Annotated in this window: 21 protein-coding genes and 1 pseudogene; 1 reads left to right on the top strand and 21 read right to left on the bottom strand. The window is 74.0% G+C overall.

Annotation, left to right across the window (positions count from 1 at the left end):
* Positions 1–8 precede the first annotated feature (8 nt).
* The 6 genes from KSED_RS13560 to ffh form a co-directional block, all read right to left on the bottom strand.
* Entirely contained in the window at positions 9–725 is a 717-nt protein-coding gene (locus tag KSED_RS13560; protein ID WP_015779088.1) for a GNAT family N-acetyltransferase, read from the bottom strand.
* A complete protein-coding gene (locus tag KSED_RS05380) occupies positions 718–1,818 on the bottom strand; it encodes an amidohydrolase family protein (protein WP_015779087.1) in 1,101 nt (366 codons plus the stop codon). The genes KSED_RS13560 and KSED_RS05380 overlap by 8 nt, the downstream gene beginning before the upstream one ends.
* Positions 1,819–1,884: 66 nt before the next feature.
* Positions 1,885–3,261 (bottom strand): NAD-dependent succinate-semialdehyde dehydrogenase, encoded by a 1,377-nt coding sequence (locus tag KSED_RS05375; RefSeq protein WP_015779086.1) that lies wholly within the window; start codon positions 3,259–3,261, stop codon positions 1,885–1,887.
* Between the two features lie 55 nt (positions 3,262–3,316).
* Complete coding sequence (gene doeA / locus KSED_RS05370; RefSeq protein WP_237699568.1) at positions 3,317–4,483, bottom strand: ectoine hydrolase; 1,167 nt, start codon at positions 4,481–4,483, stop codon at positions 3,317–3,319.
* On the bottom strand, positions 4,480–5,736 hold the full coding sequence (locus tag KSED_RS05365) for an aspartate aminotransferase family protein (RefSeq protein ID WP_015779084.1): 1,257 nt from the start codon (positions 5,734–5,736) through the stop codon (positions 4,480–4,482). Before KSED_RS05365 ends, doeA begins: the two co-directional genes overlap by 4 nt.
* A gap of 214 nt (positions 5,737–5,950) precedes the next feature.
* The gene (gene ffh / locus KSED_RS05360; RefSeq protein ID WP_015779083.1) at positions 5,951–7,765 is read right to left on the bottom strand and encodes a signal recognition particle protein; all 1,815 of its coding nucleotides are present in this window, start codon (positions 7,763–7,765) and stop codon (positions 5,951–5,953) included.
* A gap of 33 nt (positions 7,766–7,798) precedes the next feature.
* On the opposite strand from ffh, the gene KSED_RS05355 reads away from it, so the two are divergent.
* On the top strand, positions 7,799–8,524 hold the full coding sequence (locus KSED_RS05355) for a purine-nucleoside phosphorylase (RefSeq protein WP_015779082.1): 726 nt from the start codon (positions 7,799–7,801) through the stop codon (positions 8,522–8,524).
* Between the two features lie 18 nt (positions 8,525–8,542).
* Here KSED_RS05355 and ftsY read toward each other — a convergent pair whose 3' ends face one another.
* From ftsY to KSED_RS05280, 15 genes and pseudogenes are all read right to left on the bottom strand, one after another.
* Positions 8,543–9,985, bottom strand: a complete 1,443-nt coding sequence (ftsY, locus tag KSED_RS05350; RefSeq protein WP_015779081.1) for a signal recognition particle-docking protein FtsY — start codon at positions 9,983–9,985, stop codon at positions 8,543–8,545.
* Between the two features lie 197 nt (positions 9,986–10,182).
* Positions 10,183–13,830 carry a chromosome segregation protein SMC gene (gene smc, locus KSED_RS05345; RefSeq protein ID WP_308699675.1) on the bottom strand — a complete coding sequence of 1,216 codons (3,648 nt, stop codon included), beginning with the start codon at positions 13,828–13,830 and terminating at the stop codon, positions 10,183–10,185.
* A gap of 168 nt (positions 13,831–13,998) precedes the next feature.
* A pseudogene (locus tag KSED_RS05340) lies at positions 13,999–15,418 on the bottom strand (GntP family permease).
* A 78-nt stretch (positions 15,419–15,496) separates the two neighbouring features.
* Positions 15,497–16,678, bottom strand: a complete 1,182-nt coding sequence (locus KSED_RS15640) for an acylphosphatase (protein ID WP_015779078.1) — start codon at positions 16,676–16,678, stop codon at positions 15,497–15,499.
* On the bottom strand, positions 16,675–17,178 hold the full coding sequence (locus KSED_RS13555) for a hypothetical protein (RefSeq protein ID WP_143827351.1): 504 nt from the start codon (positions 17,176–17,178) through the stop codon (positions 16,675–16,677). Before KSED_RS13555 ends, KSED_RS15640 begins: the two co-directional genes overlap by 4 nt.
* An 18-nt stretch (positions 17,179–17,196) precedes the next feature.
* Positions 17,197–17,703, bottom strand: coding sequence for a hypothetical protein (locus KSED_RS13550; RefSeq protein WP_049758353.1), 507 nt, complete (start codon positions 17,701–17,703; stop codon positions 17,197–17,199).
* The gene (locus KSED_RS13545; protein ID WP_015779077.1) at positions 17,703–18,410 is read right to left on the bottom strand and encodes a hypothetical protein; all 708 of its coding nucleotides are present in this window, start codon (positions 18,408–18,410) and stop codon (positions 17,703–17,705) included. Before KSED_RS13545 ends, KSED_RS13550 begins: the two co-directional genes overlap by 1 nt.
* A complete protein-coding gene (locus tag KSED_RS13540; RefSeq protein WP_049758350.1) occupies positions 18,407–19,153 on the bottom strand; it encodes a PIG-L deacetylase family protein in 747 nt (248 codons plus the stop codon). The genes KSED_RS13545 and KSED_RS13540 overlap by 4 nt, the downstream gene beginning before the upstream one ends.
* A gap of 43 nt (positions 19,154–19,196) precedes the next feature.
* Positions 19,197–19,547, bottom strand: coding sequence for a hypothetical protein (locus tag KSED_RS05310; RefSeq protein ID WP_015779075.1), 351 nt, complete (start codon positions 19,545–19,547; stop codon positions 19,197–19,199).
* A complete protein-coding gene (gene mutM / locus KSED_RS05305) occupies positions 19,544–20,437 on the bottom strand; it encodes a bifunctional DNA-formamidopyrimidine glycosylase/DNA-(apurinic or apyrimidinic site) lyase (protein WP_015779074.1) in 894 nt (297 codons plus the stop codon). Before mutM ends, KSED_RS05310 begins: the two co-directional genes overlap by 4 nt.
* Position 20,438: 1 nt before the next feature.
* On the bottom strand, positions 20,439–21,146 hold the full coding sequence (rnc, locus tag KSED_RS05300; RefSeq protein WP_115306661.1) for a ribonuclease III: 708 nt from the start codon (positions 21,144–21,146) through the stop codon (positions 20,439–20,441).
* On the bottom strand, positions 21,143–21,706 hold the full coding sequence (locus tag KSED_RS05295; protein ID WP_015779072.1) for a YceD family protein: 564 nt from the start codon (positions 21,704–21,706) through the stop codon (positions 21,143–21,145). The genes rnc and KSED_RS05295 overlap by 4 nt, the downstream gene beginning before the upstream one ends.
* 30 nt (positions 21,707–21,736) lie before the next feature.
* Positions 21,737–22,210: a pantetheine-phosphate adenylyltransferase gene (coaD, locus tag KSED_RS05290; protein ID WP_015779071.1), complete on the bottom strand. Its 474-nt coding sequence runs from the start codon at positions 22,208–22,210 to the stop codon at positions 21,737–21,739.
* A 17-nt stretch (positions 22,211–22,227) separates the two neighbouring features.
* Positions 22,228–22,836, bottom strand: a complete 609-nt coding sequence (gene rsmD / locus KSED_RS05285) for a 16S rRNA (guanine(966)-N(2))-methyltransferase RsmD (protein ID WP_015779070.1) — start codon at positions 22,834–22,836, stop codon at positions 22,228–22,230.
* The gene (locus KSED_RS05280; RefSeq protein WP_015779069.1) at positions 22,836–25,061 is read right to left on the bottom strand and encodes an ATP-dependent DNA helicase RecG; all 2,226 of its coding nucleotides are present in this window, start codon (positions 25,059–25,061) and stop codon (positions 22,836–22,838) included. The genes rsmD and KSED_RS05280 overlap by 1 nt, the downstream gene beginning before the upstream one ends.
* Between the last annotated feature and the right edge of the window lie 11 nt (positions 25,062–25,072).

The raw sequence follows: 25,072 nt of genomic DNA, 5'->3' as shown, positions 1-25,072 counted from the left end.
GGTCCTGCTCACCGGTTGGTGCGCCACTCCTCACGGGTCAGGCCGTGCAGCACGTGGTCGCACCACTGCTCCCGACCGTCAGGGCCGGGCACGAAGAGCATCCGCTCGACATACCCCTCGCGCCGGAAGCCCACCCGCTGCAGCACCCGCAGGCTGGCGACGTTGTGCGGCTGGACGTTCGCCTCCACCCGGTGCAGCCCGAAGCCACCGGTCTCCCCGGAGCCCGCGCGGCCCGCCGGGTCCGCGGACGGTCGCGCCGGCGCCAGGGCCAGGTCCACCACGAGGCGCAGCGCGCGGGTGAACCACCCGGTGCCGGCCCAGGGGTCCAGTGCGTCGTAGCCCAGCGTGGCGCTCTGGAAGCGCCCCCGCACGATGTTGGTGACGTTCACCCGCGCCACCACCCCGTGCAGCGGGGCGCCAGCGGGCGCACAGCCCGGGCGACCCTCACCCCATCGGCCCTGCTGGGCGAGCGCAGCGGCGGCCGACGCCGGGTCCTCCAGACGCACCAGCACCATGCGCTGCGCGCTCGACTGCTGCGCCAGGCGCGCGCGGAAGTCCCCCGGGTCCACCGGGTTGAAGCGCGCGATGCGGGCAGCGGAGTGCCTCACGGCCAGTTCGTACTCGGTCTCGTCACCGGGCACCAGCGTGCTGGCCACCAGCCCGTCACCGGCCCGGACCAGCTGGTGCGGTGGGGTGCCGGAGGGGAACGCGGCGGCCTCAGCCACCGTGGCGCGCGCCGCGCAGGAGCACGTGCTGCGGGTCCGCCAGCACCCGCACGTCCTGGCGCGGGTCGTCGGCGTACACGACCACGTCGGCACTCGCGCCCTCGACCAGGCCCTCGTGGCCCAGCCACTCCCGGGCTTCCCAGGTCGCGGCCCCGATGGCCTCGGTAGCGCTCATGCCCACCGACATCAGGGCCTCGACCTCGCGGGCGATCAGGCCGTGCGGGAGCTGGCCCCCCGCATCGGTCCCGGCGTAGATGCGCACCCCGGCCTCCCGTGCGAGGGCGACGGTCTCGAAGCGGCGCTCGAACATGTCGCGCATGTGGGCGGCGTAGGCGGGGAACTTGGCCTCGCCCGCCGCTGCGAAGGCCGGGAAGTTCTCGATGTTGATGAGCGTCGGGACGATCGCGATGTCCTGCGCGGCGAAGATCTCCACCGACTCCGGCGTCAGGCCGGTCGCGTGCTCGATGCAGTCGGTCCCGGCGGCGGCGAAGTCGAAGAGGGACTGCTCGTCGAAGCAGTGCGCGGTGACCCGCGCCCCCTCCTCGTGGGCCGCCGCGATCGCCTCGGTGAGCACGTCGACGGGCCACAGGGGTCGCAGGTCACCGGCGTCGCGGTCGATCCAGTCCCCCACCAGCTTCACCCAGCCGTCACCGGCGCGGGCCTCGCGACGGACGTACTCGACCAGCTGGTCCGGCTCGATCTCGTGGGCGAAGTTGCGGATGTAGCGCTTCGGGCGGGCGATGTGTCGCCCGGCCCGGATGAGCCGCGGCAGGTCCTCGCGCTCCTGGATCCACGAGGTGTCCACCGGCGAGCCGGCATCGCGCAGGAGCAGCGCACCGGCCTCGCGTTCGGAGACCGCGTGCTCCTCGGCCCGCTCGGCCGGCACTCCCCCATCGGCCTCCAGCCCCACGTGGCAGTGGGCGTCCACGAGGCCGGGCAGCACGTAGCCCTCCAGGCGCTCGGTCGGCATCGCGGCCGGCGGCGCCTCGAAGGTGAGGCGGCCGTCGACCACCCACGCCTCGGAGCGGACCTCCTCGGGGCCGGTGATGACCTGGCCCGTGAGGTGCCAGACGGGCTGCTGTGCGGTGCTCATGGGTCCACCGTAGACGGCCCCCGCCCCGGTGGGGCGGAGGCCGTCGCGGGGCCGGTGGCGCGCTGCTCAGGCGGTGGAGGGCCCCACCCAGACCTGCTGGGCGTTCACGAACTCCTTGATGCCGTGCGGGCCGAGCTCGCGCCCGTAGCCGGAGCGCTTGATGCCGCCGGAGGGCAGCCGGGGGTCGGTCTTCACGATGCCGTTGACGCTCACCTGGCCGGCCTCGATGCGGCGGGCCATCGCCGTGCCGCGCCCGGTCTCCGTCCAGATCGCCGCCCCCAGTCCGAAGGGGGTGTCGTTGGCCAGGGCGATCGCGGCCTCGGCGTCGTCCACGGCGACCACCGCGGCCACCGGACCAAAGGTCTCCTCGGTGCACACCGTCATCGAGTCGTCGACGCCGGTGAGCAGGGTGACCGGGTAGAACCACCCGTCGCCCTCGGGCAGCTCTCCTCCGAGCACGCAGGTGGCCCCGGCCTCGATGCTGGCGGTCACCTGCCGGTGCAGGTTCTCCCGCAGGTCCTCCCGGGCGATGGGGCCCACCTGGGTGGTCTCCTGCGACGGGTCGCCCATCACCAGCCCCGCGAGCTCCTCGGTGAGCAGCTCCACGAACTCGTCGTGCACGGAGCCCTCCACGATGATCCGCTTCGCGGCGATGCAGGACTGGCCGGCGTTGATGATGCGCGACTGCGCCGCGACCTTCGCCGCCCGCGGCAGGTCGGCGTCCGCCAGCACGATGAAGGGGTCCGAGCCGCCGAGCTCCAGCACCGCGGGCTTGATCTCGCTGGCTGCCACGGAGGCCACGATCGCCCCGGCACGGTCGGAGCCGGTGAAGGAGACCGCCCGGGTGCGGGGGTCGCGGATCGCCCGCTCGGTGTTCTCGGTGGTGGTCACCAGGGCCTGGAAGACCCCGGCGGGCGCCCCGGCGGCGGTGAACGCCGCCTCGAGGGCCTGGGCGCACCCGGGCACGTGGGGGTCGTGCTTCATGACGCAGGTGTTGCCGGCCATGAGCGCCGGTGCGGCGAAGCGCAGCGCCAGCCAGAACGGGGCGTTCCACGGCAGGATCCCCAGCACCGGGCCCAGCGGCAGGTACTGCACCCAGGACTCCGTGGCGTCGGAGGCGATGTGCTCGTCGGCCAGGTACTCCGCAGCGTGCTCGGCGTAGTGCTCGGCGCACCACGCGGCCTTGCCGACCTCGCCGCGGGCCTCGGTGATCGGCTTGCCCATCTCCTGGGTCATCAGCGGGGCGTACTCCTCGGTGTGCTCCCGCAGGTGCTCGGCGACGGCGCGCAGCACCTCAGCCCGCTCGGCGACGGTCCGCTCGCGCCAGGACGCGAACGCCTGCTGGGCGCGGTCGAGGGTGGCGGTCACCTCGTCGGGGCCGGCTGCGGGGACCTCGCGGACGACGCGGCCGGTGGTGGGGTCGGTGGCTGTCAGGACGGTCATGGTGCTCCTCTCACAGGCGCAGGCGGCCCGCCGTCGTGCGACGGCGGGCCGGCGGTCAGGCCGCGTGGACGGTGAAGTCCTCGGGCAGCGTGAACAGCGACTCGCAGCCGTCGGCGGTGACGGCGAGGGTGTCGGAGATGCCGACTGTCTGCGTGCCGCCGACGCCCCACATCCACGGGATGATGTGGAAGGTCATCCCCTCCTCGAGGGGGCGCTCCTCGCGCTCCATCACCGAGAGGAAGTAGCCCTCGTCCCAGCTGGGAGGGAAGGCGATGCCGATGGAGTAGCCGGCGCGGGTGACGAACTGGGCCCCGACGTCGTTGGCCTCGATGAGCTCGCGCACCAGGGTGTCGATGCGGCCCACCGGGACCCCGGGCTTGACGAGGGAACGCACCTGGGCCAGAGCGTCCTTCATCGTCTCCTGGGCCGAGTGCAGCGCGTCGGTGAGCTCCCCGGTAACGGCGGTGCGCATCATCGCGGCGTGGTACCGGCGGTAGCAGCCGCCCACCTCCAGGAAGACGTGGTCCCCGGGCTCGATGGTGCGCCCCTCCCAGGTGGAGTGGCCGATCATCGTGCGCGGACCGGAGGCGACGTAGGGCATGACGGCGGGGAACTCCCCACCGGCGCGGAACATCGCGGAGCTGATGGCGGCGGCCACGTCGTTCTCCGTGACGCCGGGCACCGCGGCCTCCAGACCGGCGGCCATGCCGGCCTGACCTGCCACGGCCGCCCGCCGCATCACCTCGACCTCCGCCGGGGACTTGCGCACGCGGCTCTCCTCGACGATGCCGTAGCAGTCCACGAGGTCGTGCTCCCAGGCCTCCTTGAGGCGGTCCTGCTGGTAGGCCGGGAAGTAGTAGCTGTTGCGCTCGAAGCCCACGCGCGCGCCCTTCGGCCCGATCTCCTCCAGCACGTCCACCAGCGTCTTGATGGCGTCACCGGTGTCCGGGTAGGGGCGCGTGCGCTCCACCCAGGTGCGGTGGATGGTGTTGGACTCCTCGAGCTTGCGGGTGATCATCACCGGCTCGGCGTCCAGCGGGACCACCAGCGCCTGGAAGAAGGAGTAGCCGGTGGTCTGGTAGTCGGTGAGGTACATGAGGTTGTCCGGGGCGGAGATGACCGCCACGTCCAGCTCCTGCTGCGCCATGCGCTGGCGCAGCTCGGCGATCCGGCGCTCGTACTCGGCCGGCGCGAAGGTCATGTCGTCACGGCGGCGCATCATCGACCTCCGACTGCCTCGAGGGCCTGCTCGAGGAGGTCCAGCCCCTCGGCGAGCACCTCGTCCTCGATGGTCAACGGCGGGATGAGCTTGATGACGCGCCCCTCGGTGCCGCAGGGACCGATCAGCAGCCCGCGCTCGAAGCACTCGGTCTGGACGGCCTTGGCGAAGGCGCCGTCGCCGGTGTCCAGCGCCTGCATCATGCCCCGGCCACGCACCTCCCAGCCGCGGTCCGGGTGGGCGGCAGCGATCTTCTCCAGACGGTCGGCCATCACCTGGCCCCTGGCCTCCACCTGGTCCATGAGGACGTCGTCGGTGAAGTAGCCCAGCGCCACCCGGCCGGCCGTGAAGGACAGTCCCTGCCCACGGAAGGTCCCGGTGTGCGCACCCGGCGCCCAGTGGTCGTCCACCTCGGGCTTGTTGAGGTTCATGGCGATGGGGGTGCCGAACCCGCCGAGGCCCTTGGCCAACGTGATGATGTCCGGGTCCAGCCCCATCCCGTCGAACGAGAAGTAGCTGCCGGTGCGGCCGATGCCGGCCTGGATGTCGTCGATGATGAACAGCGCCCCGATCTCCTGCGCGAGCTCCTGCACCTGCTGCAGCCACTCAGCGCTGGCGACGTTCACCCCGCCCTCGGCCTGGATCGGCTCCACCAGGAAGGCCGCCGGCGGGGTGAGGCCGCTGGAGGCGTCACCGAGGGCCGCGCGGTAGTCCGCTAGGGCGGTGTCACCACCGGGCGCGGTCTCGAAGGGGAGGCGCACCACATCGGTCAGGGGGACACCCGCCCACTGGCGGAAGGCGTGGTTGGCGGTGGCGGCCAGCGAGCCCAGGGTCATGCCGTGGAAGCCGTGACTGAAGGCCACCACCTCGCGGCGACCGGTCGCCCGGCGGGCCAGCTTCAGGGCCGCCTCGACCGCGTTGGAGCCGGTGGGGCCCATGAACTGCATGCGGTGGTCCATGCCGCGCGGGGCGAGGACCACCTCGTGGAAGCGCTCGATGAAGTCGCGCTTGGTGGTGGTGTACGTGTCCAGCGAGTGCGCGACCCCGTCGGCCTGCAGGAACTCGATCATCGCCTGCTTCATGCGCGGGTTGTTGTGCCCGAAGTTGAGCACGCCGGCGCCACCGAAGAAGTCGATGTAGCGGGTGCCGTCCTCGGCCACCTGGTGGGCGTTGCTCGCCGAGGCGAAGACGGTGGGGTAGGCGCGGCAGTAGCCGCGGATGGTCGACTCGTGCTGCTCGAAGGGTGCGGTGTCCATGGCTGGTGCCTCGCGTTTCTCTCGGCGTCCTCGTGCCCGGAGATCCGCTGGCGGCCGCTGGGCCGCCACCGTGATGTGGCCCCGGGAGTTGACCCTCCCCCGCCGAGGAGCACCCCGTCAACCCCCCTCCTGAAACCACCGGACACCGGCCCGCGCGGCAGAACCCCCGCTCCTGCGCGGTGCAGGAACGGGGGCTCGTCGGTGGTGGGGTGGGTCAGCCCTTGCCGTGGCCGCCGCCGCCGAGGAACTTCTCGAAGCCCTTGGGCAGCTGGAGGTCCCCCAGGCCCTGGTCGTCGGCATCCTTCGCCCCGGCGCCCGATCCCTTCGCGCCCGGGTGGCCGCCGCCGGGCAGCCCGTGTCCGCCGGCGCCCGCGTCGCCGCCGGAGGAGCCCTGTCCCCCGCCGTGGCCGCCGGCCAGCGCGTCGAGGCCGCCGAAGGCGGACTTCTTCTTGGGTGCCTGGGGCTCCTCGCCGCCCCCGAACATCTCGTCCAAGCGGCGCTGCTGTGCCTCCTCGGCCTTCCGTGCCTCCGCGGCCTCCTGCTGGGCGCGCTTGGCCGGGTTGCCCGACTTGGCCTTGGACCGCTGGTTCTTGCCCTTCTTGCCCTTGGCGCCACCGGCCCCGCCGGGGCCGGGCATCCCCGGCATGCCGGCCATCCCCGGGGGCATGCCGGGCATGCCGCCGCCCTTCTTGAACTGCTTCATCATCTTCTGGGCGGCGCCGAAGCGCTCGAGCAGCTGGTTGACCTCGGAGACGGTCGTCCCGGCACCCTTGGCGATGCGGGCGCGGCGGGAACCGTTGATCTGCTTGGGGTGGTTGCGCTCGAAGGGCGTCATGGAGCGCACCATCGCCTCGACGCGGTCGAACTCCTTCTCGTCCAGCGCCTCGATCTGGGCCCGCATCTGGCCCATGCCCGGCATCATCCCCAGCAGCTGCTTGAGGTTGCCCATCTTCTTGATGGCGGACATCTGCTCGAGGAAGTCGTCGAAGGTGAAGTCCTCGTCGGACATGAACTTCCGCGACATCTCCGCGGCCTGCGAGCGGTCGAAGGCCTGCTCAGCCTGCTCGATGAGGGTGAGCACGTCACCCATGTCGAGGATGCGGCTGGCCATGCGGTCGGGGTGGAAGACCTCGAAGTCCTTCACCTGCTCACCGGTAGAGGCGAACATCACCGGCTTGCCGGTGACCGAGGCCACCGACAGCGCGGCACCACCGCGGGCGTCACCGTCGAGCTTCGAGAGCACCACTCCGGTGAAGTTCACGCCCTCGTCGAAGGCCATGGCGGTGTCGATGGCGGCCTGTCCGATCATCGCGTCGATGACGAACAGCACCTCCTCGGGGTTCACCGCGGCGCGGATGTCAGCGGCCTGCTGCATCAGGTTCTCGTCCACGGCCAGGCGGCCGGCGGTGTCGATGATGACCACGTCGTGCTGGCGAGCCTGTCCCTGGGCCACACCGCGACGGGCGACCTCGACCGGGTCGCCGAAGGAACGGGTGCCCTCGCCGGTGTCCAACGCGGCGTCGTGGCCGAAGACGTTGCCCTTCTCCGGGGCGTAGACCGGCACCCCGGCCCGCTCCCCCACCACCTGCAGCTGGTTCACGGCGTTCGGGCGCTGCAGGTCACAGGCCACGAGCAGCGGGGTGTGGCCCTGCTGCTTCAGCCAGTGACCGAGCTTGCCTGCGAGGGTCGTCTTACCCGCACCCTGCAGACCCGCGAGCATGATCACGGTCGGCGGGCGCTTGGCGAAGCGGATGGTGCGGGTCTCGCCACCGAGGATGTCGACGAGCTCCTCGTTGACGATCTTCACGACCTGCTGGGCGGGGTTCAGCGCCTGGGAGACCTCGGCGCCGGTCGCGCGCTCGCGCACGACACTGGTGAACTGCTTCACCACCGGCAGGGCCACGTCGGCATCGAGCAGGGCCAACCGGATGTCGCGGACGGTCGCATTGACGTCGGACTCGGTGAGCTTGCCCTTGCGCTTCAGGTTGCCGAAGGTGAGGGTCAGGCGGTCGGAGAGGCTGTTGAACACCCGGCCGATTCTACGGGCTGACACAATCGGGCCATGCCGACTCCCCACATCGCCGCCGGACCCGACGACTTCGCCCCTGCCGTGCTCATGCCGGGCGACCCCAAGCGCGCCGAGCGCATCGCCCAGCTGCTGATGCCGGACGCCCGCCTGGTGACCGACGTGCGCGGCATGCTCGGCTTCAGCGGGACCGTCGAGGTGGACGGCACGAGTCACCCGCTCAGCGTGATGGGCTCGGGGATGGGCCAGCCCAGCGCCTCGATCTACGCCACCGAGCTGTTCCGCGAGTACGGGGTGCAGCGGATCATCCGCGTGGGCACCTGCGGTGGGATCGCCGAGGGCGTGCAGGTGGGCGACGTCATCATCGGCACCGGGGCGCACACCGACTCGATGATGAACCAGCACCGCGTGCCGGGGATCAACTTCTCCGCCACGGCCAGCTTCGAGCTCGCCGCCGCCGCGTGGGCCGCCCGCGACCAGGTGACCGAGGGCTCGGTGCTGACCGGGCCGATCGTGAGCAAGGACCACTTCTACTGGACCGTGCCGGGGATGATCGAGGGACTGCGCGCCCACGGGACCCTCGGTGTGGAGATGGAGGCCGCGGCGCTCTACGGCGTGGCCAACGAGTTCGGGCGGCAGGCACTGGCGGTGCTCACGGTGAGCGACCACCTCATCGACGGGTCGAAGGACATGAGCGCACAGGACCGGGAGACCCGCTTCGCCGGCGCCCTGGCCCTCGCCGTGGCTGCCGCCACGAGCTGAGGCAGCCCCTTCCACCCCTCAGTCGAGCAGGGCGTCCACGAAGTCGGTGGCCACGAAGGGCGCCAGGTCGTCGGCGCCCTCGCCCAGGCCCACCAGTTTCACCGGCACACCCAGCGCGCGCTGCACCGCGACCACGATCCCGCCGCGCGCGGTGCCGTCCATCTTCGTCAGCACGATGCCGGTGACGTCCACCGCCTGGCTGAACACCTCGGCCTGCTTCATGCCGTTCTGGCCGGTGGTGGCGTCCAGCACCAGCAGCACCTCGTCGATCTGACTGCGCTTCTCCACCACGCGCTTGACCTTGGCCAGCTCGTCCATCAGGCCGGCCTTGTTGTGCAGGCGCCCGGCGGTGTCCAGCAGCACCACGTCGGCCTCGGACTCCAGCCCCTCGCGCACCGCGTCGAAGGCCACCGATGCGGGGTCCGCCCCCTCCTTCTCGCTGCGCACCGTGCGCACGCCCACGCGCTCGCCCCAGGTCTGCAGCTGGTCGGCCGCCGCCGCACGGAAGGTGTCCGCCGCACCGAGCACGACGTCCTTGTCCTCGGCCACCAACACGCGGGCGATCTTGCCGACGGTGGTGGTCTTGCCGGTGCCGTTCACGCCGACGACCAGCACCACCGAGGGTCGGCCGTTCTGACGGGTGGCGGCGATGCCGCGCTCCATCGTCGGGTCCACCAGGCGCACCAGCTCCTCGCGCAACCAGCCGCGGACCAGTTCGGGGTCGGTGGTGTTCTCCACCTGCACCCGCTTGCGGAGGTTGTCCACCAGCTCGGTGGTGGCCTCCACGCCGAGGTCGCTGGCCAGCAGGGTGTCCTCGACCTCCTCCCAGGCGGCCTCGTCGAGGTCACCGGAGGTCAGCAGCTTCAGCAGCGCCTGGCCGACCGCGTTGTTGGAGCGAGAGAGGCGTGCCCGCAGGCGGACCAGTCGGCCGTCCGCGCTCGGGGGCGCCTCGACGGTGGTGGGTGCGTCCGCCGCATCGGCCTCGGCCCGGTCCTCATCGCGAGGGGTGGTGGGTGCGGTCGCCGAGCCCGGCGCCGGCGCATCGACACGATCGGCCGGCTCCGGCCGCTCGGCCACGTCGGGACGCTCGGCGACGTCGGTGTCGCCACCCACCGGCATCGGCGGGATGGTGTGGCGCTCCTTGAGGTGGGTGGGACCCTCCCCCGTGGTGGGCTTGTCGACCCCCGGGCCGGCCGTCGTGGTGTCCGACGGCTCGGTGCGCCGGTTGAAGTCCATGGTGGCGCCCTTGGTGCGCTCGCCATAGGTCGACTTCTTCGCCGGCGTGTGCTCGATGGGGGGCCGCGTCGTGGTGCGCGGCTCCTGCTCGGGCGGGGCCTCGGTGGTGGAGCTGCCGCCGCCGGCCTTCGCCCGCAGCCAAGCCCAGGTGCCGCCGCCCAAGAGGCCCAGCGTCAGGCCGCCGGCGACGAGCTGTTCGGTCAGGGTGTCGAGGAATTCAGGCACGCTGGCAGTGTGTCATGGGGTCACTTCCCGCTGGTGGCGAACTGGTGGCGGCCGACGACCCGCACCATCGCACACCGCGGCAGGTCACCACCGGCGTGAAGGCCCACCAGCCGCACTCGCTCCGGCCCTTCCCCGTCGGCGCCGCGTGTGTCTCCCGCGCTGAACAGTTCGCCGAGGAAAGTGGGTCAGACACTCCCTCAAGCCCGCGGCAGGGGCGAGTCCTTGAGCCGCTGGGAGACCACCTGGCTGATGCCGTCGCCCTTCATCGAGACGCCGTAGAGGGCGTCGGCGACCTCCATCGTGCGCTTCTGGTGGGTGATGACGATCAGCTGGCTGGAGTCGCGCAGCTCCTCGAAGAGCTGGATCAACCGCCCCAGGTTGGTGTCGTCCAGCGCGGCCTCGACCTCGTCCATGATGTAGAAGGGCGAGGGCCGGGCCTTGAAGATGCTCACCAGCAACGCCACCGCGGTCAGCGAACGCTCCCCACCGGAGAGCAGCGAGAGCCGCTTGACCTTCTTGCCCGGTGGGCGGGCCTGCACCTCGATGCCGGTGGTCAGCATGTCCTCGGGGTCCGTGAGCTCCAACCGCCCCTCGCCGCCGGGGAAGAGCCGGGAGAACACGCCCTCGAACTCCCGCGCGGTGTCCTGGTAGGCCTCCACGAATGCGGTGCGCACCCGCTCGTCCACCTCGGCCACCAGCTCCAACAGTGCCTCCTTGGAAGCCACGAGGTCGTCGAGCTGCCCGGCCAGGAACTGGTGGCGCTCCTCCATCGCCGCGTACTCCTCCAGCGCCAGCGGGTTCACCGCGCCCAGGGCCTTGAGGTCCCGTTCGGCGCGGCGCAGCCGCTTGGCCTGCTCGTCGCGGACGAAGGGGACCGTGGCCGGGTTCCCCTCCTCGTCGCGGGTCTGCTCCCCGTCGTCGTCCAGGACCGGCACCTCGTTCTCGGGCCCGTACTCGGCCACCAGCACCTCGGCCTCCATGCCGAGCTCGTCGGTGGCCCGCTGGACGAGCGCCTCCACGCGCAGGCGCATCTCGGCGCGCGCGACCTCGTCGCGGTGCACCGCATCGGTCAGCTCCCGCACGCGCTCGGTCAGCTCGGCGATGCGGGTGCGGCGCGCCGCGAGCTCCTGCCGCAGCTCGGCACGCTGCGCCTCCGCGGTCTGGCGGCCGGCCTCCGCCTGCTCGCGGACGGCCTCCAACCGGCCGACCAACGCCTCGGCCCGCTCGGCGATGCCGCGGGCGTGCTCGGCGGCGCGACGACGCTGCCCGGCCCGGCGGGCGGCGTCCTGCCGGGCCAGGACCTCCCCGCGAGCCTGGGCCGCCAGGGCGTCTCCGCGCCCGGCGATCGCCTTCAGCCGTTCGGCCGCGGTGCGGGCCGCCAGGCGCGCCTCGGTCTCGTGTGCGCGGGCCTGCGCCGCCGCCGTGGCCAGCCGGTCGCGCTCCGCGGTGTCGTCTGCGGCGTCGGGGGCCTGGGCGTCCTGGGTGCGGGCCGCCTCGAGCCGGGCCTCCAGCGCCTCCAGGTCGGCCCGGTCGGCCTCGGCCTCGGTCCGGCGGGCCGCCAGGCGTTCGGTGGCCTTCTCGATGCCGGAGCGCGCCGCCCGCTCGGACTGCGCCGCCTGGGCCAGGTCGTCGGCCACCGCGGCCATGCGCGCGTCGGACTCGTGCAGGGCCGCCAGGGCCGCCTCGGCCGCCGGGCGTGCCGCCGCGAGGCGCTCCTGGGCCGCATCCCGCGCTGACTCGGCCGCGGCGACCTCCTGCTGTGCCTGCTCCAGCTCGGCCACCGCCCGGTCGTGGTCGGCCGCCACCTCCACCGACGAGGGGCCGGTCGACGACCCGCCGGTCACCCGGTGGCGCGTCCACAGCTCACCGGTGGCCGTCGCGACCGCCCGCACACCCGGGGTGGCGTCCAGCACCGCCCGCGCGGCCTCGGCGTCCGCGGCCAGGGCCACGCCGTCGAGGGCCTCGCCCAGCGCCCCCGCCAGGACCGGGGGCACCCGCACCACCCCGGTGGCCCACACGGCCACACCGGGAAGCTCACCACGGCCGGGCTGCCCACCGCCCGGGCCGGCCGCCCCGTCGGGACCCCCCGCGCCGGAGAGCGGCACCGGCTCCCCCGCATCGGAGCCGGCGGAGAGCACCAGCGTCGCCTGCCCGGCCTCCCGGGCCGCCAGGTGCTCCAGCGCGGCGGTCGCCGCCCCGCGGCTCTGCACCACGAGCGCCGTGGCCACCGGGCCCAGCGCCACGGCCAGGGCGGCCTCGTGGCCCGCCTCGACCTGGAGGTGGTCCGTGAGGTCCCCCAGCACGCCGGCGGGAGCACCCTCGGCCACGAGCGTCGCCGACCCGTCACGGCGCTGCAGGGCGACGGATAGGCCCTCCACCCGGGCGGTGAGGCGCTGAGCCTTCTGCCCGGCGTTGTTCAGCCGGTTGCGGGCCTGCTCCAGCTCGGCCGCAGCGGCCTCCACGGCCTCCTGCGCGGCCTCGTGGGCGGCGTCCAACCCGGCCTCCCCGGACTCGGCCTCCTCCATGCCGCCCTCGAGCTCGGCCAGGCGGTCGCGCGCCGCCTGGGCCTGCTGCTCGCCGGCGGCGATGTCGGCCTCCAGGCGCTCGATCTCCGTCTGCGCCGAGGCCACCCGCGAGCGACGCACCTCCACCTGGCCGGCCAGCGTCGCCAGGCCCTCCCTGCGGTCCGCTGCCGCCTTGGCCAACCGCTCCAGGCGCTGCGCCTCGGCGGCGTGCGCGGCCTCGGCCTGCTCGCGGGCGCTGGTCGCCTCGGCGAGCTCGTCCTCGGTGGAATCGATGCGGGCGGCCTCATCGGCCTCCTGCTGCTTCAGCTCGGCGGCCTGGGCCTGGAGCTGCTCGGGGTCACGACCGCTGCGGCTGCGCTGTTCGGACTCGGTGGCGTCGCGGTCGGCCAGGGTCGCGCGCTCGGCGGCCAGCCGTCCGGCGGCGCGGGTGCGCTCGATGAGGGTGCCCAGCTCGAACCACGCGTTCCGGAAGGCCTCGTGGCGCCCGTCGGCGGTGGCGACCGACTGCTCCAGCTCCTCCACGCCCCCGGAGGCGGCGGCCAGCGCCTGCTCGGCCTGCTGCCGGCGGGCCAGGGCAGCCTGCTCGTCGGCGAGGTCGGAGTCCAGCGCCGCCTGCTGCTGCACCAGGTCGTCGGCCAGCAGCCGGGCCCGGGCGTCGCGGACCATGATGTGGATGACCGCCGCCCGCCGCGCGGTGGCCGCCTGCCGCCCCAGCGGACCGAGCTGCCGGCGGATCTCCGCAGTCAGATCGCGCACCCGGGCGAGGTCGCCCTCCATCGCGTCGAGCTTGCGCAGCGCCTTCTCCTTGCGGCGCCGGTGCTTCAGGACGCCCGCGGCCTCCTCGATGAAGCCGCGGCGCTCCTCGGGGGTGGCGCGCAGCACCGCATCGAGCTGGCCCTGCCCGACGATGACGTGCATCTCGCGCCCGATGCCGGAGTCGCTGAGCAGCTCCTGCACGTCCAGCAGGCGGCAGGGGGTGCCGTTGATGGCGTACTCCGAGCCGCCGCTGCGGAACATGGTCCGGCTGATGGTGACCTCGGAGTAGTCGATCGGTAGGGCACCGTCGGTGTTGTCGATGGTCATGGCCACCTCGGCGCGGCCCAGCGGGGCCCGCCCGGAGGTGCCGGCGAAGATGACGTCCTCCATCTTGCCGCCGCGCAGCGACTTGGCGCCCTGCTCCCCCATCACCCAGGCCAGCGCGTCCACGACGTTCGACTTGCCCGAGCCGTTCGGCCCCACGATGCAGGTGATGCCCGGCTCGAGCTCCAGCTTCGTGGACGAGGCGAACGACTTGAACCCCTTGAGGGTCAGGGACGTCACGTACACGGTGGAGGGTTTCCTGTCGGCCGGGGACCTGCGGGTCGCCGGTCATCCTACGAAAGCGCCGGCGTCGCCCGGGCGCGGACAGCGGCACCCGTCCCCCCCCCGCGGAGGGGACGGGTGCCGCTGTCAGTCGTGCGCCGGGTGGCGCGGCCGGGTCAGGGGGCGTCAGGCCAGCACGCCACCGATCGACCACAGGACCAGGGCCACACCGAAGGCCGCCAGGCCCAGCGTGGTCTCCATGACCGTCCAGGTGCGCAGCGTGGTCTTGGTGTCCATCTCGAAGAAGCGACCCACCAGCCAGAAGCCGGAGTCGTTCACGTGGGACAGCACGGTCGCACCGGCCGCGATGGCGATGACCAGGGCCACGAGCTGCACCGACGACAGGTCGGCCGAGCCCACGGCCGCCGCGAGCAGCCCGGCGGTGGTGGTCAGGGCGACCGTCGCCGAACCCTGCGCCACCCGCAGCAGGGTGGAGATGAGGAAGGCCTGCAGGATCAGCGAGAGGCCGAGGCCGCCCAGCGAGGTGGTGAGGGCCTCGCCGATGCCGCTCGCCCGCAGCACGCCACCGAACATGCCACCGGCGCCGGTGATCAGGATGATCGAGCAGATGGGGGCCAGCGAGTCGTCCAGCAGCTTCTGCAGCCCGTCCTTGCCGCCACCGACCCGGATCAGCAGGATGGCGGCCAGCAGCGTGATGAGCAGCGCGATGGGGGTGTCACCCAGGAAGGTCAGCACCCCGACGAGCGGGCTCTCCTCCTCCAGCGTGCCGCCCGAGACCAGGGTGTTGCTCACCGTCTTGCCGGCGATCAGCACCATCGGCAGGAGCAGCAGCCCCAGCACCAGGCCGAACCCGGGGGGTGCGGCCGGTGGAGCCGGACTCGCGCTCGGCCTCGGTGAGGCCGTCACGCCCGCGCTCCTCACCGAGCAGCAGGGAGGGCAGCGGCACGTCGAACCGGCGACCGAGGAACCTGCTGACGAGGTAGACACCCAGGTACCAGGAGATGACCGCGGCCACGGCGCCCAGGAGCAGGGTCAGGCCGATGTCGGCGGAGAACTCGGTGGCCGCGGCCACCGGGCCGGGGTGCGGGGGCACCAGGGCGTGCATGGCCGCGAAGGCACCGGCGGTCGGGATGGCGTAGTAGAGCACAGAGCCGCCGAAGCGACGCGCCACGGCCAGGATGATGGGCAGGAAGACGACCAGCCCCGCATCGAAGAAGATCGGGAAGCCGAAGAGCAGCGCGGCGACACCGAGGGCGAAGGGGGCGCGCTCCTCCCCGAAGCGGGAGATCAGCGAGTCCGCGAGCACCTGGGCGCCACCGGAGACCTCCAGGATGCGGCCGAGCATGACGCCGAAGCCGACCAGCAGCGCCACACTGCCGAGCGTGCTGGAGAAGCCCGAGCTCAGGGCAGCGGGCACCTGGCCCACCGGGATGCCGGCCACCAGCGCCGTGAGGGCGCTGACCAGCACCAGCGCCACGAAGGCGTGGAGTCGGAAGTGGATGATGAGGACGAGCAGGACGGCGATGGCCCCGGCTGCGATGAGCAGCAGTGGCCCTGCGCCGTAGGCGGGAGTGATGGGTTCCATGGGGCGCATGGTGCTCCCACGGTGGCCGCGGGGCACGACGCGACGCTGCGAGGGGCCGCCTCACACCTGCGGAGACTCTCAGCGCTCGACGAATCCCTCGATGCCGGGGCGCGCGTCCCCCTCCTGCCGTACCACGGCGTCGACGCGCCCCGGGCGCCCGGCGGTGCTCGGGTCCTCCCGCAGCAGGCCCTCCAGCTGCCCGATGGCGGCGTGGTCACCCTGGGCGACCACCTCCACCCGTCCATCGCGCATGTTGCGGGCGTGGCCCACGAGGCCGAGCTCGAGGGCGCGGCTGCGGGTCCACCAGCGGAAGCCCACCCCCTGCACCCGGCCGGCCACGAACAGGGTCGCCCGGGAGGCGCCGGTGTGGTTGCCAGCGGCCTGCAGGTCCTCGTCAGGGGTGTTCATGGTGCTCCTCCCGGCCCGCGCTGCGAGCTCCTCCGTGGTCAGTCCCAGTCTCTCGCGCGGGGTGCGGCCCGGCGACGGGGGGTCGTCGGCACCCGCCAGCTCGGCGAGCAGGGAACCCAGGCCCCCGGCCGCCCGGCCGGGAGCGCGCGACGAGGTGGTCACGCGCACCGCCGTGGTCGAGGCCACGGGCACGCCCGCTGCGCGCAGGGCCTGAACCAGCGCGACGTCCTCCCCGACGGCCCGCCGGGGAAAGCCCCCCGCCCGGCGGTAGGCGTCCCAGCGCACGGCGAGGTTCGCGCCGTAGGCGTGCCAGTGCCCGGTGGGGTGGAAGCCCTCGGCGACCCGGCGGTCGTATTCGGCCTTCCCCACGGCGGGCGCGTCCCAGGCCTCCAGGTCCACCAGCCCCGTGACCACCGGCGCGCCCTCGCGGGAGGCAACCTCCAGCAGCCCCTCCACCCAGTCAGCCGGGACGCGGGAGTCCGCGTCGGTGGAGAAGAGCCACGGCGGCGTCTCCCCCTCCTCGCCGGCCACACCGTCCGCACCGTCGCCCGGCACCAGGTGCGCCACGCCGCGACGCAGCGCGCGGTCACGGACCTGCCCCACCGTGGTGCTGGTCAGGTCCACGAGCACCTCGCCGGTGACCCGCTCGTCGCCCTGCGCGCGCTGAAGCAGCCCCCCCGCCCGTTCGGCCGTCGCGTCTCGGCACCGGTGGGCGGCCACCACCACGTGCACCCGGCGCACCGGACCCGGGGACGCGACCGCGCGACCGGCCGCTGCCAGCACCGACTCCAGGCAGGGCCCGATGAGGTCCGCCTCGTCGTGCGCGGGGACGCCGACCACCACCTGTGTCACCCGACCACCCCGAGCCCCCCGGCCGCCCGGTCCACCGGGTGCTGGGCGAGGTAGACCGTGAGGTCCTCCACCGCGTGGGAGACCGGCGCGTCCAGGGCCAGCCCCGCGGCCCCGGCCAGCACCCGGAGGTGCTCCAGCGTCCGTCCCGCAGCCGTGGCGACGACCGCCCGGGTCTCTGCCGAGAGGCCGGCCAACTCGTCCCGCGCCGTCTCACCGAGGGCGTCCCAGTCGTCCCTCCCCTGAACCGGCAGGATCTCCTCCAGCCGACCTCCGGCCACCCGCAGCGCCGCCCCGGCGGCGGTCAGCTCGGTGCGGACGTGGCCCCATCGCACCGCCCGCTCCGGGGCCGCCGGCGCCCCGCGCCCCGCACCCTCGACGGCTCGCGCCACGCGCACGGCAGCGCCCCACCAGACTGCGGCAACGCCCACGCCCCCGGGCAGGAAGGCGGGGCGATCCAGGTACCAGCCCGGGGGCCCGACCTCGGCCGAGGCAGGGGCCACGTGGTCCACCCGGACGGTTCAGGACCGGCTGGGGGCCATGCCCGTCGCCGGCCACGATGCGGGGTCCCCCTCCCAGGCGCGCACGTCCAGGTCCAGCAGCCGGTGCCTCCCCCGGGGGTCGACGCCCGTGACCAGGGCGCGGTCCAGCACACCCACCCCGGAGGCGAAACGCAGGGTCCCCCGCAGCCGCCAGCCCTCTGCCACCGGCTCGAGGGTGGGGCCCGTGCCCTGCGAGCGCGAGGCCCAGACCCCGTACACGCTGTCGGGCGCGGCACGGTGACCGGCCTGCGCGAGGGTGCGCGCCGCATCGACATGGCCCTCAGCCAGACGGGACCAGGGCACGTCGGTGGCCCCGCGCCGGGCCAGGGCGTCCAGGAGCTCCGGCCAGGTCAGGTGCGCCCAGTCCACCGCGTCCACCAGGGGCCGCACGGCGGCGCGCAGGCTGTCGGGGTCGGTGGAGCGCCGTGGGTGGTCGCCCACCTGCACCGGCTCCGGCCAGGGGGTGAGGGTCGAGTCGAGGGTCATTACTGTCCTCCCGGTGTCGTGGTCCAGCTGTGGAGCACGAAGTCGGGCTCCTGGTGCTCCACGGCCTGCTCCCACCCGCGCGCTCGGAGACCGGCGCCGAGCTCCGCGTGGGCGGCTGCGCCGGAGAGGTGGCCGTCGTGCGGGTGGTGCCGCCAGGTCACGGCGAGCACCTCGGGGGCCTCGGCACCGCAGGTCACCTGCTCCAGCAGGTCCGGGAGCGCTGCCCGGGCCGCGTCGTCGAGGTAGTAGAGCACCTCCGAGAGCAGCACGAGGTCGCAGCCGCTGAGCCCCGGGGGCGCGGCCGGCAGCCGGTGCCGGAGGACCTGCACGCCCGGCGCGTCGTGCCCACCCCGGGCACCGCGCGCGTCGTGCCCGCACTGGGCTCCCGGCCTGTCCTGGGGCGGTCGCTCGTGGGGCTCCCGCGCCCCGGACAGGCGGCCTCGGGTCAGCTCCGCCGCGCGCGCGGCCGCGTCGCTGGCGACCAGCCGCTCGCACCGCAGCACCAGGTCCTGCGCCAGGTGTCCGGTGCCACAAGCAGCGTCCCAGCACAACCGGTAGCGCTCCCGCTGCAGGGCGGCCGCCACGACGGCGCGCTTGCGGCGTTCGTACCAGCGGGTGCCCACCCCGAAGGGATCGTCCTGCTCGGCATACCAGGCATCCACGTCGGGCCCCGTCCCCGCCGGCTGGCCGGGCTGCGGGACCGTCATGCCGCCTCCCGCACACAGACGAGCTGCTGGGCGTGGTGGGCCAGGGCGTCCGTGGGGACGACCGCGCCCCACCCCGCAACGAGCTCGTGCAACTGGGAGGGGTAGCACCGCAGCGCGGCGGCCCGCGCTGCCGTCGCCGACGGATCGGTCCACCGGGCCTCCAGGCGCCACCCGCTGGCCCCCACCTGCTCGGGGGTGCACCAGGCCGGGGCCCAGACCGGGTACTCCCAGAGCGTCAGTCCCCGCTCACGGGCCACCCGTGCCGCCGCGCTGCCGGTTGCCGCGTGGTCAGGGTGCGGGTCGAGCTGCCAGGGCGCGACGAGCACGGCCGGGCCCACGGCATCGACCACCTCGGCCACCCAGGCGCGCACCCGGCCGGGGTGTCGAGCCAGGCTGCCGTCGGCCAGACCGGCGCACCTGCCGGTCTCGGCCCCCAGGGCGGTCACCGCCGCGCGCCACTCACTGCGGCGCAGCTCCCCCACGTCCGGCACGCCCGGCGTCTCCCGGCCGGCGAAGCACCCCTCCCCCGCCGTCGCCACGTGGGCGGCCACCCTGCCCCGGGCGGCCAGGTGGGCGACGAGGCGGCCTGCACCCACGGTCTCGTCGTCGGGGTGGGCCCCCAGCACCAGGACCACCCCGTCCACCGCGGGAACCGGGGCCCCGGCCACCGGGGCGACGACCGGCAGGGAGAGCGGGCTCAACCGCCCGGGCGGGCGCTGCAGGTCCGGATGGGGTGAGAGCACCGGGTCACTGTGGCACCCGGCGGCGCGCTCCGCATCCGGTGCCTCAGGGCAGCAACGAGATCTTGCGCCATATGGTCGCCGAGAGGTCGCTGGTGAGGGACTCCACGTCGGACACCGTGTCCAGCACCCCCACGGCCCGCAGGTGCGAGACCACCGAGAGGGCCACCAGGACGGTGGCCACGGCGAGGGCGAGGGCCAGCGCGCCGGAGACCCACCGCATCCACCGGATGCGCAGGCGGCTGGAGTCCGCGGACTCCTCCACCTCGTCGGCCAGGCGCCGCACCCGCAGCGCCACGCGGTGCAGGCTGCGGTCGGGGAAACGGGCCCCGATGCGGCGGGCCAGCTGGTCGATCGAGTCCTGGACGAGGTCCGCCTCGAGGTGGTCCAGCCTCATCGCGCGACCCCCCGCGGCGCCGACCGGGGACGGGTCTGACAGGTGGGGCACCAGTGGGAGCTGCGGCCGTCGAAGGGCGACCGCAGCACCGTGCTGCCGCAGGCCGGGCAGGGCCGGCCCTGCTGGCCGTAGACCGCCAGCCGTCGGTCGAAGTAGCCGCTGGCCCCGTTGACGTTGACGTACAGCGCGTCGAAGCTCGTGCCGCCCTGCTCCAGGGCCTCGCCCATGACCGCCTGCAGGTGCGTCAACAGGGCCCGGGCGCGGGGGCCGGTCAGGGAGTGCCCCGGGCGCTCCCCGTGGACCCCGGTGCGCCACAGCGCCTCGTCGGCGTAGATGTTGCCCACGCCGCTGACCAGGCCCTGGTCGAGGATGGCGCGCTTGACCGGGCCCCGCCGGGTGCGCAGGCGGGCGGCGACCGCGCCGGCATCGAAGCAGGTCTCGAAGGGGTCGGGCGCGATGTGGGTGGCGGTCGCCGGGACGCCCCCGGGGTGGTCGCCTCCGTGGGGGTCGGGCACCAGAGGGTCCACCGACCACCCGCCGAAGGTGCGCTGGTCGGCGAAGCGCAGGGTGGGGCCCTCGTCCTCGAAGTCCAGCCGGGCGTGCTCGTGGCGCACCGGCGGCTCCTCGGCGGGGAGTACCAGCATCTGCCCGCTCATGCCCAGGTGGGTCATGAGGGCGTGGCCGTCGTCGAGCGGCAACCAGAGGAACTTGCCGCGGCGCTCGGCCGAGCACAGACGGCGCCCGGTCAGCGCCCGGGCCAGGGCCGCCGCCCCGCCCTCGTGGCGACGGGCCACCCGGTCACCGCGCACGTCGGCCACCTCGATGGTGCGCCCCACCACGTGGGACTCGAGGCCCGCGCGGACCACCTCCACCTCGGGCAGCTCGGGCACGTCAGCCCTGCGCCGTGAGGTGGTGCCAGGCGGCCTCGGCGGCCATCATCTCGGCGGCCTTCTTGGTGGGCCCGGACCCGGTGCCCGCCTCCTCGCCGCCCAGGACGGCCGTGGCCTCGAAGAGCTTGGCGTGGTCGGGTCCGGAGTCCGTGATCCGGTACTCCGGCAGTCCCAGGCCGCGGGCGGAGCCCAGCTCCTGCAGGCTGGTCTTCCAGTCCAGGGCCGCCCCCATGGTCTGCGACTGCTCCATCAGCTCGTCCAGCAGGTGGTGGACCACCGTGGTGGCCGCGTCCAGCCCGGAGGACAGGTAGACCGCGCCGATCACGGCCTCCACGCCGTCGGCGAGGATCGAGTTCTTCGCACGCCCGCCGGAGTTCTCCTCCCCGCGGCCCAGCCGGAAGTAGTCGCCCAGGTCCAGGCGGCCGGCCTCACCCCCCAGGGCGCGGGCGCTGACCACCGCGCTGCGCAGCTTGGCCAGCTCACCCTCGGGCAGGTCCGGGTTCGCGCGGTACAGGTGGTTGGTGACGACCAGCCCCAGGACGGAGTCACCGAGGAACTCCAGCCGCTCGTTGTGGGGGGCGTCGTCGTTCTCGTAGCTGAACGACCGGTGGGTGACCGCCTGCAGCAGGAGGTCGGCGTCGACCGGGACGCCGACGACCTCCTCCAACCGTGCGGCGAGCTCCACCACGGGACGGGCTGCGCGGCTCACTTCTCGTCGCGCTCGGACAGCTGCTGCAGTGCCGCCCAGCGGGGGTCGATCTCGTCGTGCTCGTGGTCCGGGTCATCAGCCAGGCGCGCGCCGCAGCGGTCGCACAGCCCCGGGCAGTCCGGCGCGCAGACCGGCTGGAAGGGGAAGCCGGGCACCACCGCGTCGCGCACGGCGGGCTCGAGGTCCAGCAGGTCCCCGTCCAGCTCGCGCACGTCCTCCTGCGTCTCGGGGTCGACCTCCTCGGCCTCCGGACCTCGGCCACCGGGCCAGACGTACAGGACCTGGAAGTCCTCGTCGACCTCCTCGACGAGCTCGGTCAGGCAGCGCACGCAGCTCCCGGTGGCGGTGCCGGTGACGGTCCCGGAGGCCAGGACACCGTCGACGAGCGACTCCAGGCGCAGGTCGAGGTGCAGCGGCGAGCCCGCGGCGATCGCCATCACGTCGGTGCCGATGCCCTCGGGAGCAGGTACGTCGAGCTCACCGTTCTCCATGGTGCCCGCGCGTCGCCCGAAGGAGCGCAGGTCAAGGGCCAGAGGGTGTCGACGGTCGAGCTCGATCATGGGCCCCATGGTCCCACAGGCCCGCCGGGATCAGTCGCGCGCGGTCAGCGCCCGCCACACCGGCTCGGGCACCAGGTCACGCACGTCGCCCCCGGCCGCGGCGATCTGCCGGACCAACGTGGAGGAGATGTGTGCGACGGCCCCGTCGGCGGGCAGCAGGAGCGTCTCGATGCCGGACAGGTGCCGGTTCATGGCCGCCATCGGGTGCTCGTAGGCGTAGTCGGTCTCGCTGCGGATGCCCTTGACCACCACGTCGGCCCCCATCTGCCGGGCCACGTCCACCAGCAGGCCGGTGTGCGCAGAGACCTCCACCCCGGGCAGCTCGGTCACGGACTCCCGGATGACGCGGACCCGCTCGTCGACGGGCAGGGTGCCGGTCTTCTCCGGGTTGTGCACGACCGCGACCACCACCCGGCCGTACAGCCGGGCCGCGCGGCGCACCACGTCGAGGTGGCCGTTGGTCAGGGGGTCGTAGGAACCGGGGAGCAGAGCAGTCGTGGTCACTGGACCATTGTGGCAAGTCACGCCCGGGGGTCCACCGGCTCGGCGAACCACAGGGCGGTCTCCCCGTGCTCCTTGTGGCGGAAACGCTCCAGACCCGGTGGCCAGGTGGGCTCGGGGCTGCGCGCCGAGCGCTCCACCACCACGATGGCACCGGGGGCCAGCCAGTCGTCGGCGAGCGCCGCGAGCACCGTGGCCAGGTCCTCCTCCGAGAGCGGGTACGGCGGGTCGAGCAGCGCGAGCACCGCCCGCCCCCCATCGGGCAGGTCACCGCCGTCGCCGACGAGGACCCGACGTCCGGCGCGCAGGAAGGACAGCACGGGCCGCTGGTGTACGCCGGCCGCGGCGTCCTCGGCCACCCCCAGCGCGGTGAGGTTCTCGCGCAGGGTCGCGACGGCCGGCAACGCGCTGTCGACCCAGTCCACGCGCCGCGCCCCCCGGCTGTGAGCCTCGAGCCCCAGGGCCCCGGACCCGGCGAACAGGTCCAGCACCCAGGCGTCCCGCAAGACGCCCTCGTGCTCCAGCATCGAGAACAGGGCCTCCCGCACGCGGTCGCTGGTGGGGCGGGTGTCCGCACCCCGCGGCGCGGCGATGCGACGCCCGCCGAGGCTCCCAGCGATGATCCGCATCAGCTGCGCTCCAGCCAGGCGGCGCTCTCGTCCCGGGCGGCCACGGCCCGGGCCAGGGGCGGCCAGCCACTCAGGTCCGGGTCGGCCCGGACGTACGCGCGGGCGGCCTCCCGGGCGCGGTCGATGAGCTCGGCGTCCTGCAGGACCCGCACGAAGTCCAGCCCCGAGCTCCCGCTCTGCGCCGCCCCCAGGACATCGCCCTCGCGGCGCATCTCCAGGTCGGCCCGCGCCAGCTCGAACCCGTCCGTGGTGGCGGCCACGCGGTCCAGGCGCTCCCGGGTGGGGCCGGCCTCCACGTGGGTGACCAGCAGACAGAGCCCCGGGTGCGCTCCACGCCCGATGCGGCCGCGGAGCTGGTGCAGCTGGGCGATGCCGAACCGGTCGGCGTCGACCACGAGCATCACGCTGGCGTTGGGTACGTCGACCCCCACCTCCACGACCGTGGTGGCGACCAGCACGTCGACCTCGCCGGCCGCGAACGCAGCCATCACCCCGTCCTTGGTCTCGGTCTGCATGCGGCCGTGGACCATCTCCACCCGGATGCCGCGTCCGGCCAGGTGCTCGCGGGCGGTGACCACCAGGTCCTCCACGCCCACGGCCGCGGGGCGGTCCTCCTCGTCGGCGGCCGGGTCCGGGAGGTCCACCAGCAGCCCGTCCGACCCGCTCTGTGAGCCGGCCGCCCCACCGCCGGGGGCGTCCTCCGGGTCGTCGGCGGCATCGATGCGGGAGGCGACCACGAACGCCTGTCGCCCGGCTGCGACCTCCTCGGCGATCCGCTCCCAGGCACGCTCCACCCAGGTGGCGTTGCCCGCCGGGACCACGTGGGTGGTGACCGGCTGCCGCCCCGCCGGGAGCTCGTCCAGCACCGAGACATCCATGTCACCGAAGACGGTCATCGCCACCGTCCGCGGGATGGGGGTCGCGGTCATCACCAGCAGGTGCGGCGGCGGGTCGGCCTTGGCGCGCAGCGCATCCCGCTGCTCCACCCCGAAGCGGTGCTGTTCGTCGATGACCACCAGCGCCAGGTCGGCGAACCCCACCGTGTCCTGCAGCAGGGCGTGCGTGCCGACCAGGATGTCCACCTCGCCGGTGAGCGTGTCCAACAGCACCTTCTGCCGCTGGGCCTGCGTCATCGAGCCGGTGAGCAGTCGGATCTCGACGCCCCCGGCCAGCCGGCCGGCGGTCGCGAGGTCCCCCAGGGTGCGCACCAGCCCCCGGTGGTGCTGCGTGGCCAGGATCTCGGTGGGGGCCAGGAGGGCGGCCTGGCCGCCGGAGTCCACGGCCTGGAGCATGGCGCGCAGCGCGACCATCGTCTTGCCCGAGCCGACGTCGCCCTGCAGCAGGCGGTGCATGGGGTGGGTGCGCTCCAGCTCGGCGGCGATCTCCCGCCCCACCCGCTCCTGGGCCCCCGTCAGGGCGAACGGCAGCGCGGCGTCGAAGCGGCCAGCCACACCGCCCTCGGCCCGCGGGCGCGGGGTCGCGGGGTCGGCCTCGTGGCGGGCACGCAGCCGGGCCAGGACCACCTGCAGCTCGAAGGCCTCCGCGAGGCGCAGCCGGTTGCGCCCCCGCGCGACCTCGGACCAGTCGGCGGGGCGGTGCAGCGCCGACCACGCCTCCAACGCCGTCAGGTCGTGGCCCGTCACGCCATGCACGCTCACGCCCGGCGGCACCACGTCGGGGGCCTCGTCCAGCGCGTGGAGGGCCAGGACCGCCGCGGTGTTGACCTGCAGGGAGGTCATGCCCTTGACCTCGCGGTACAGCCCGATGAGGCCCTCCCCCGGACCCGCCGCCGCTCCGGCGACCTCGCCCCGGCCGGTCAGGACCACGTAGTCCGGGTGGGTCATCTGCAGCGTCCGCTTGAACTCCCCCACGGTGCCGATGAACATCACCCGGGCGCCGGGCACCAGGCGGTCGGCGTGGCCATAGGTGGAGAAGAAGGTCACCTCCAGGCGGCTGCCCGCACCGTCCTGCACCGACGCGACCAGGCGCTTGCGGCGGGGCTGGTTGCGCAGCGGCAGCTGCTGCGCGCTGACGACCTCACCGACCACCACGGCACTCTGGCCGACCACGAGGTCGGCCATCGCCTCCGGACGGTCGGGGTCCAGGTAGCGCGTGGGGACGAACTGCACGAGGTCGCCCACGGTCCGCAGCCCGCGCGCCTTCTCGAGCGCCTTGGCCTCCTTGGAGCCGATGACGGCCGGCAGGGAGGAGTCCCAGGTCACCACGTGTGCCCTCC

The sequence above is a fragment of the Kytococcus sedentarius DSM 20547 genome (genome assembly GCF_000023925.1).
Lineage (GTDB): Bacteria > Actinomycetota > Actinomycetes > Actinomycetales > Dermatophilaceae > Kytococcus > Kytococcus sedentarius.
The sequence above is the reverse complement of the archived record's forward strand: the minus strand, read 5'-3'. Positions and strand labels throughout refer to the sequence as shown.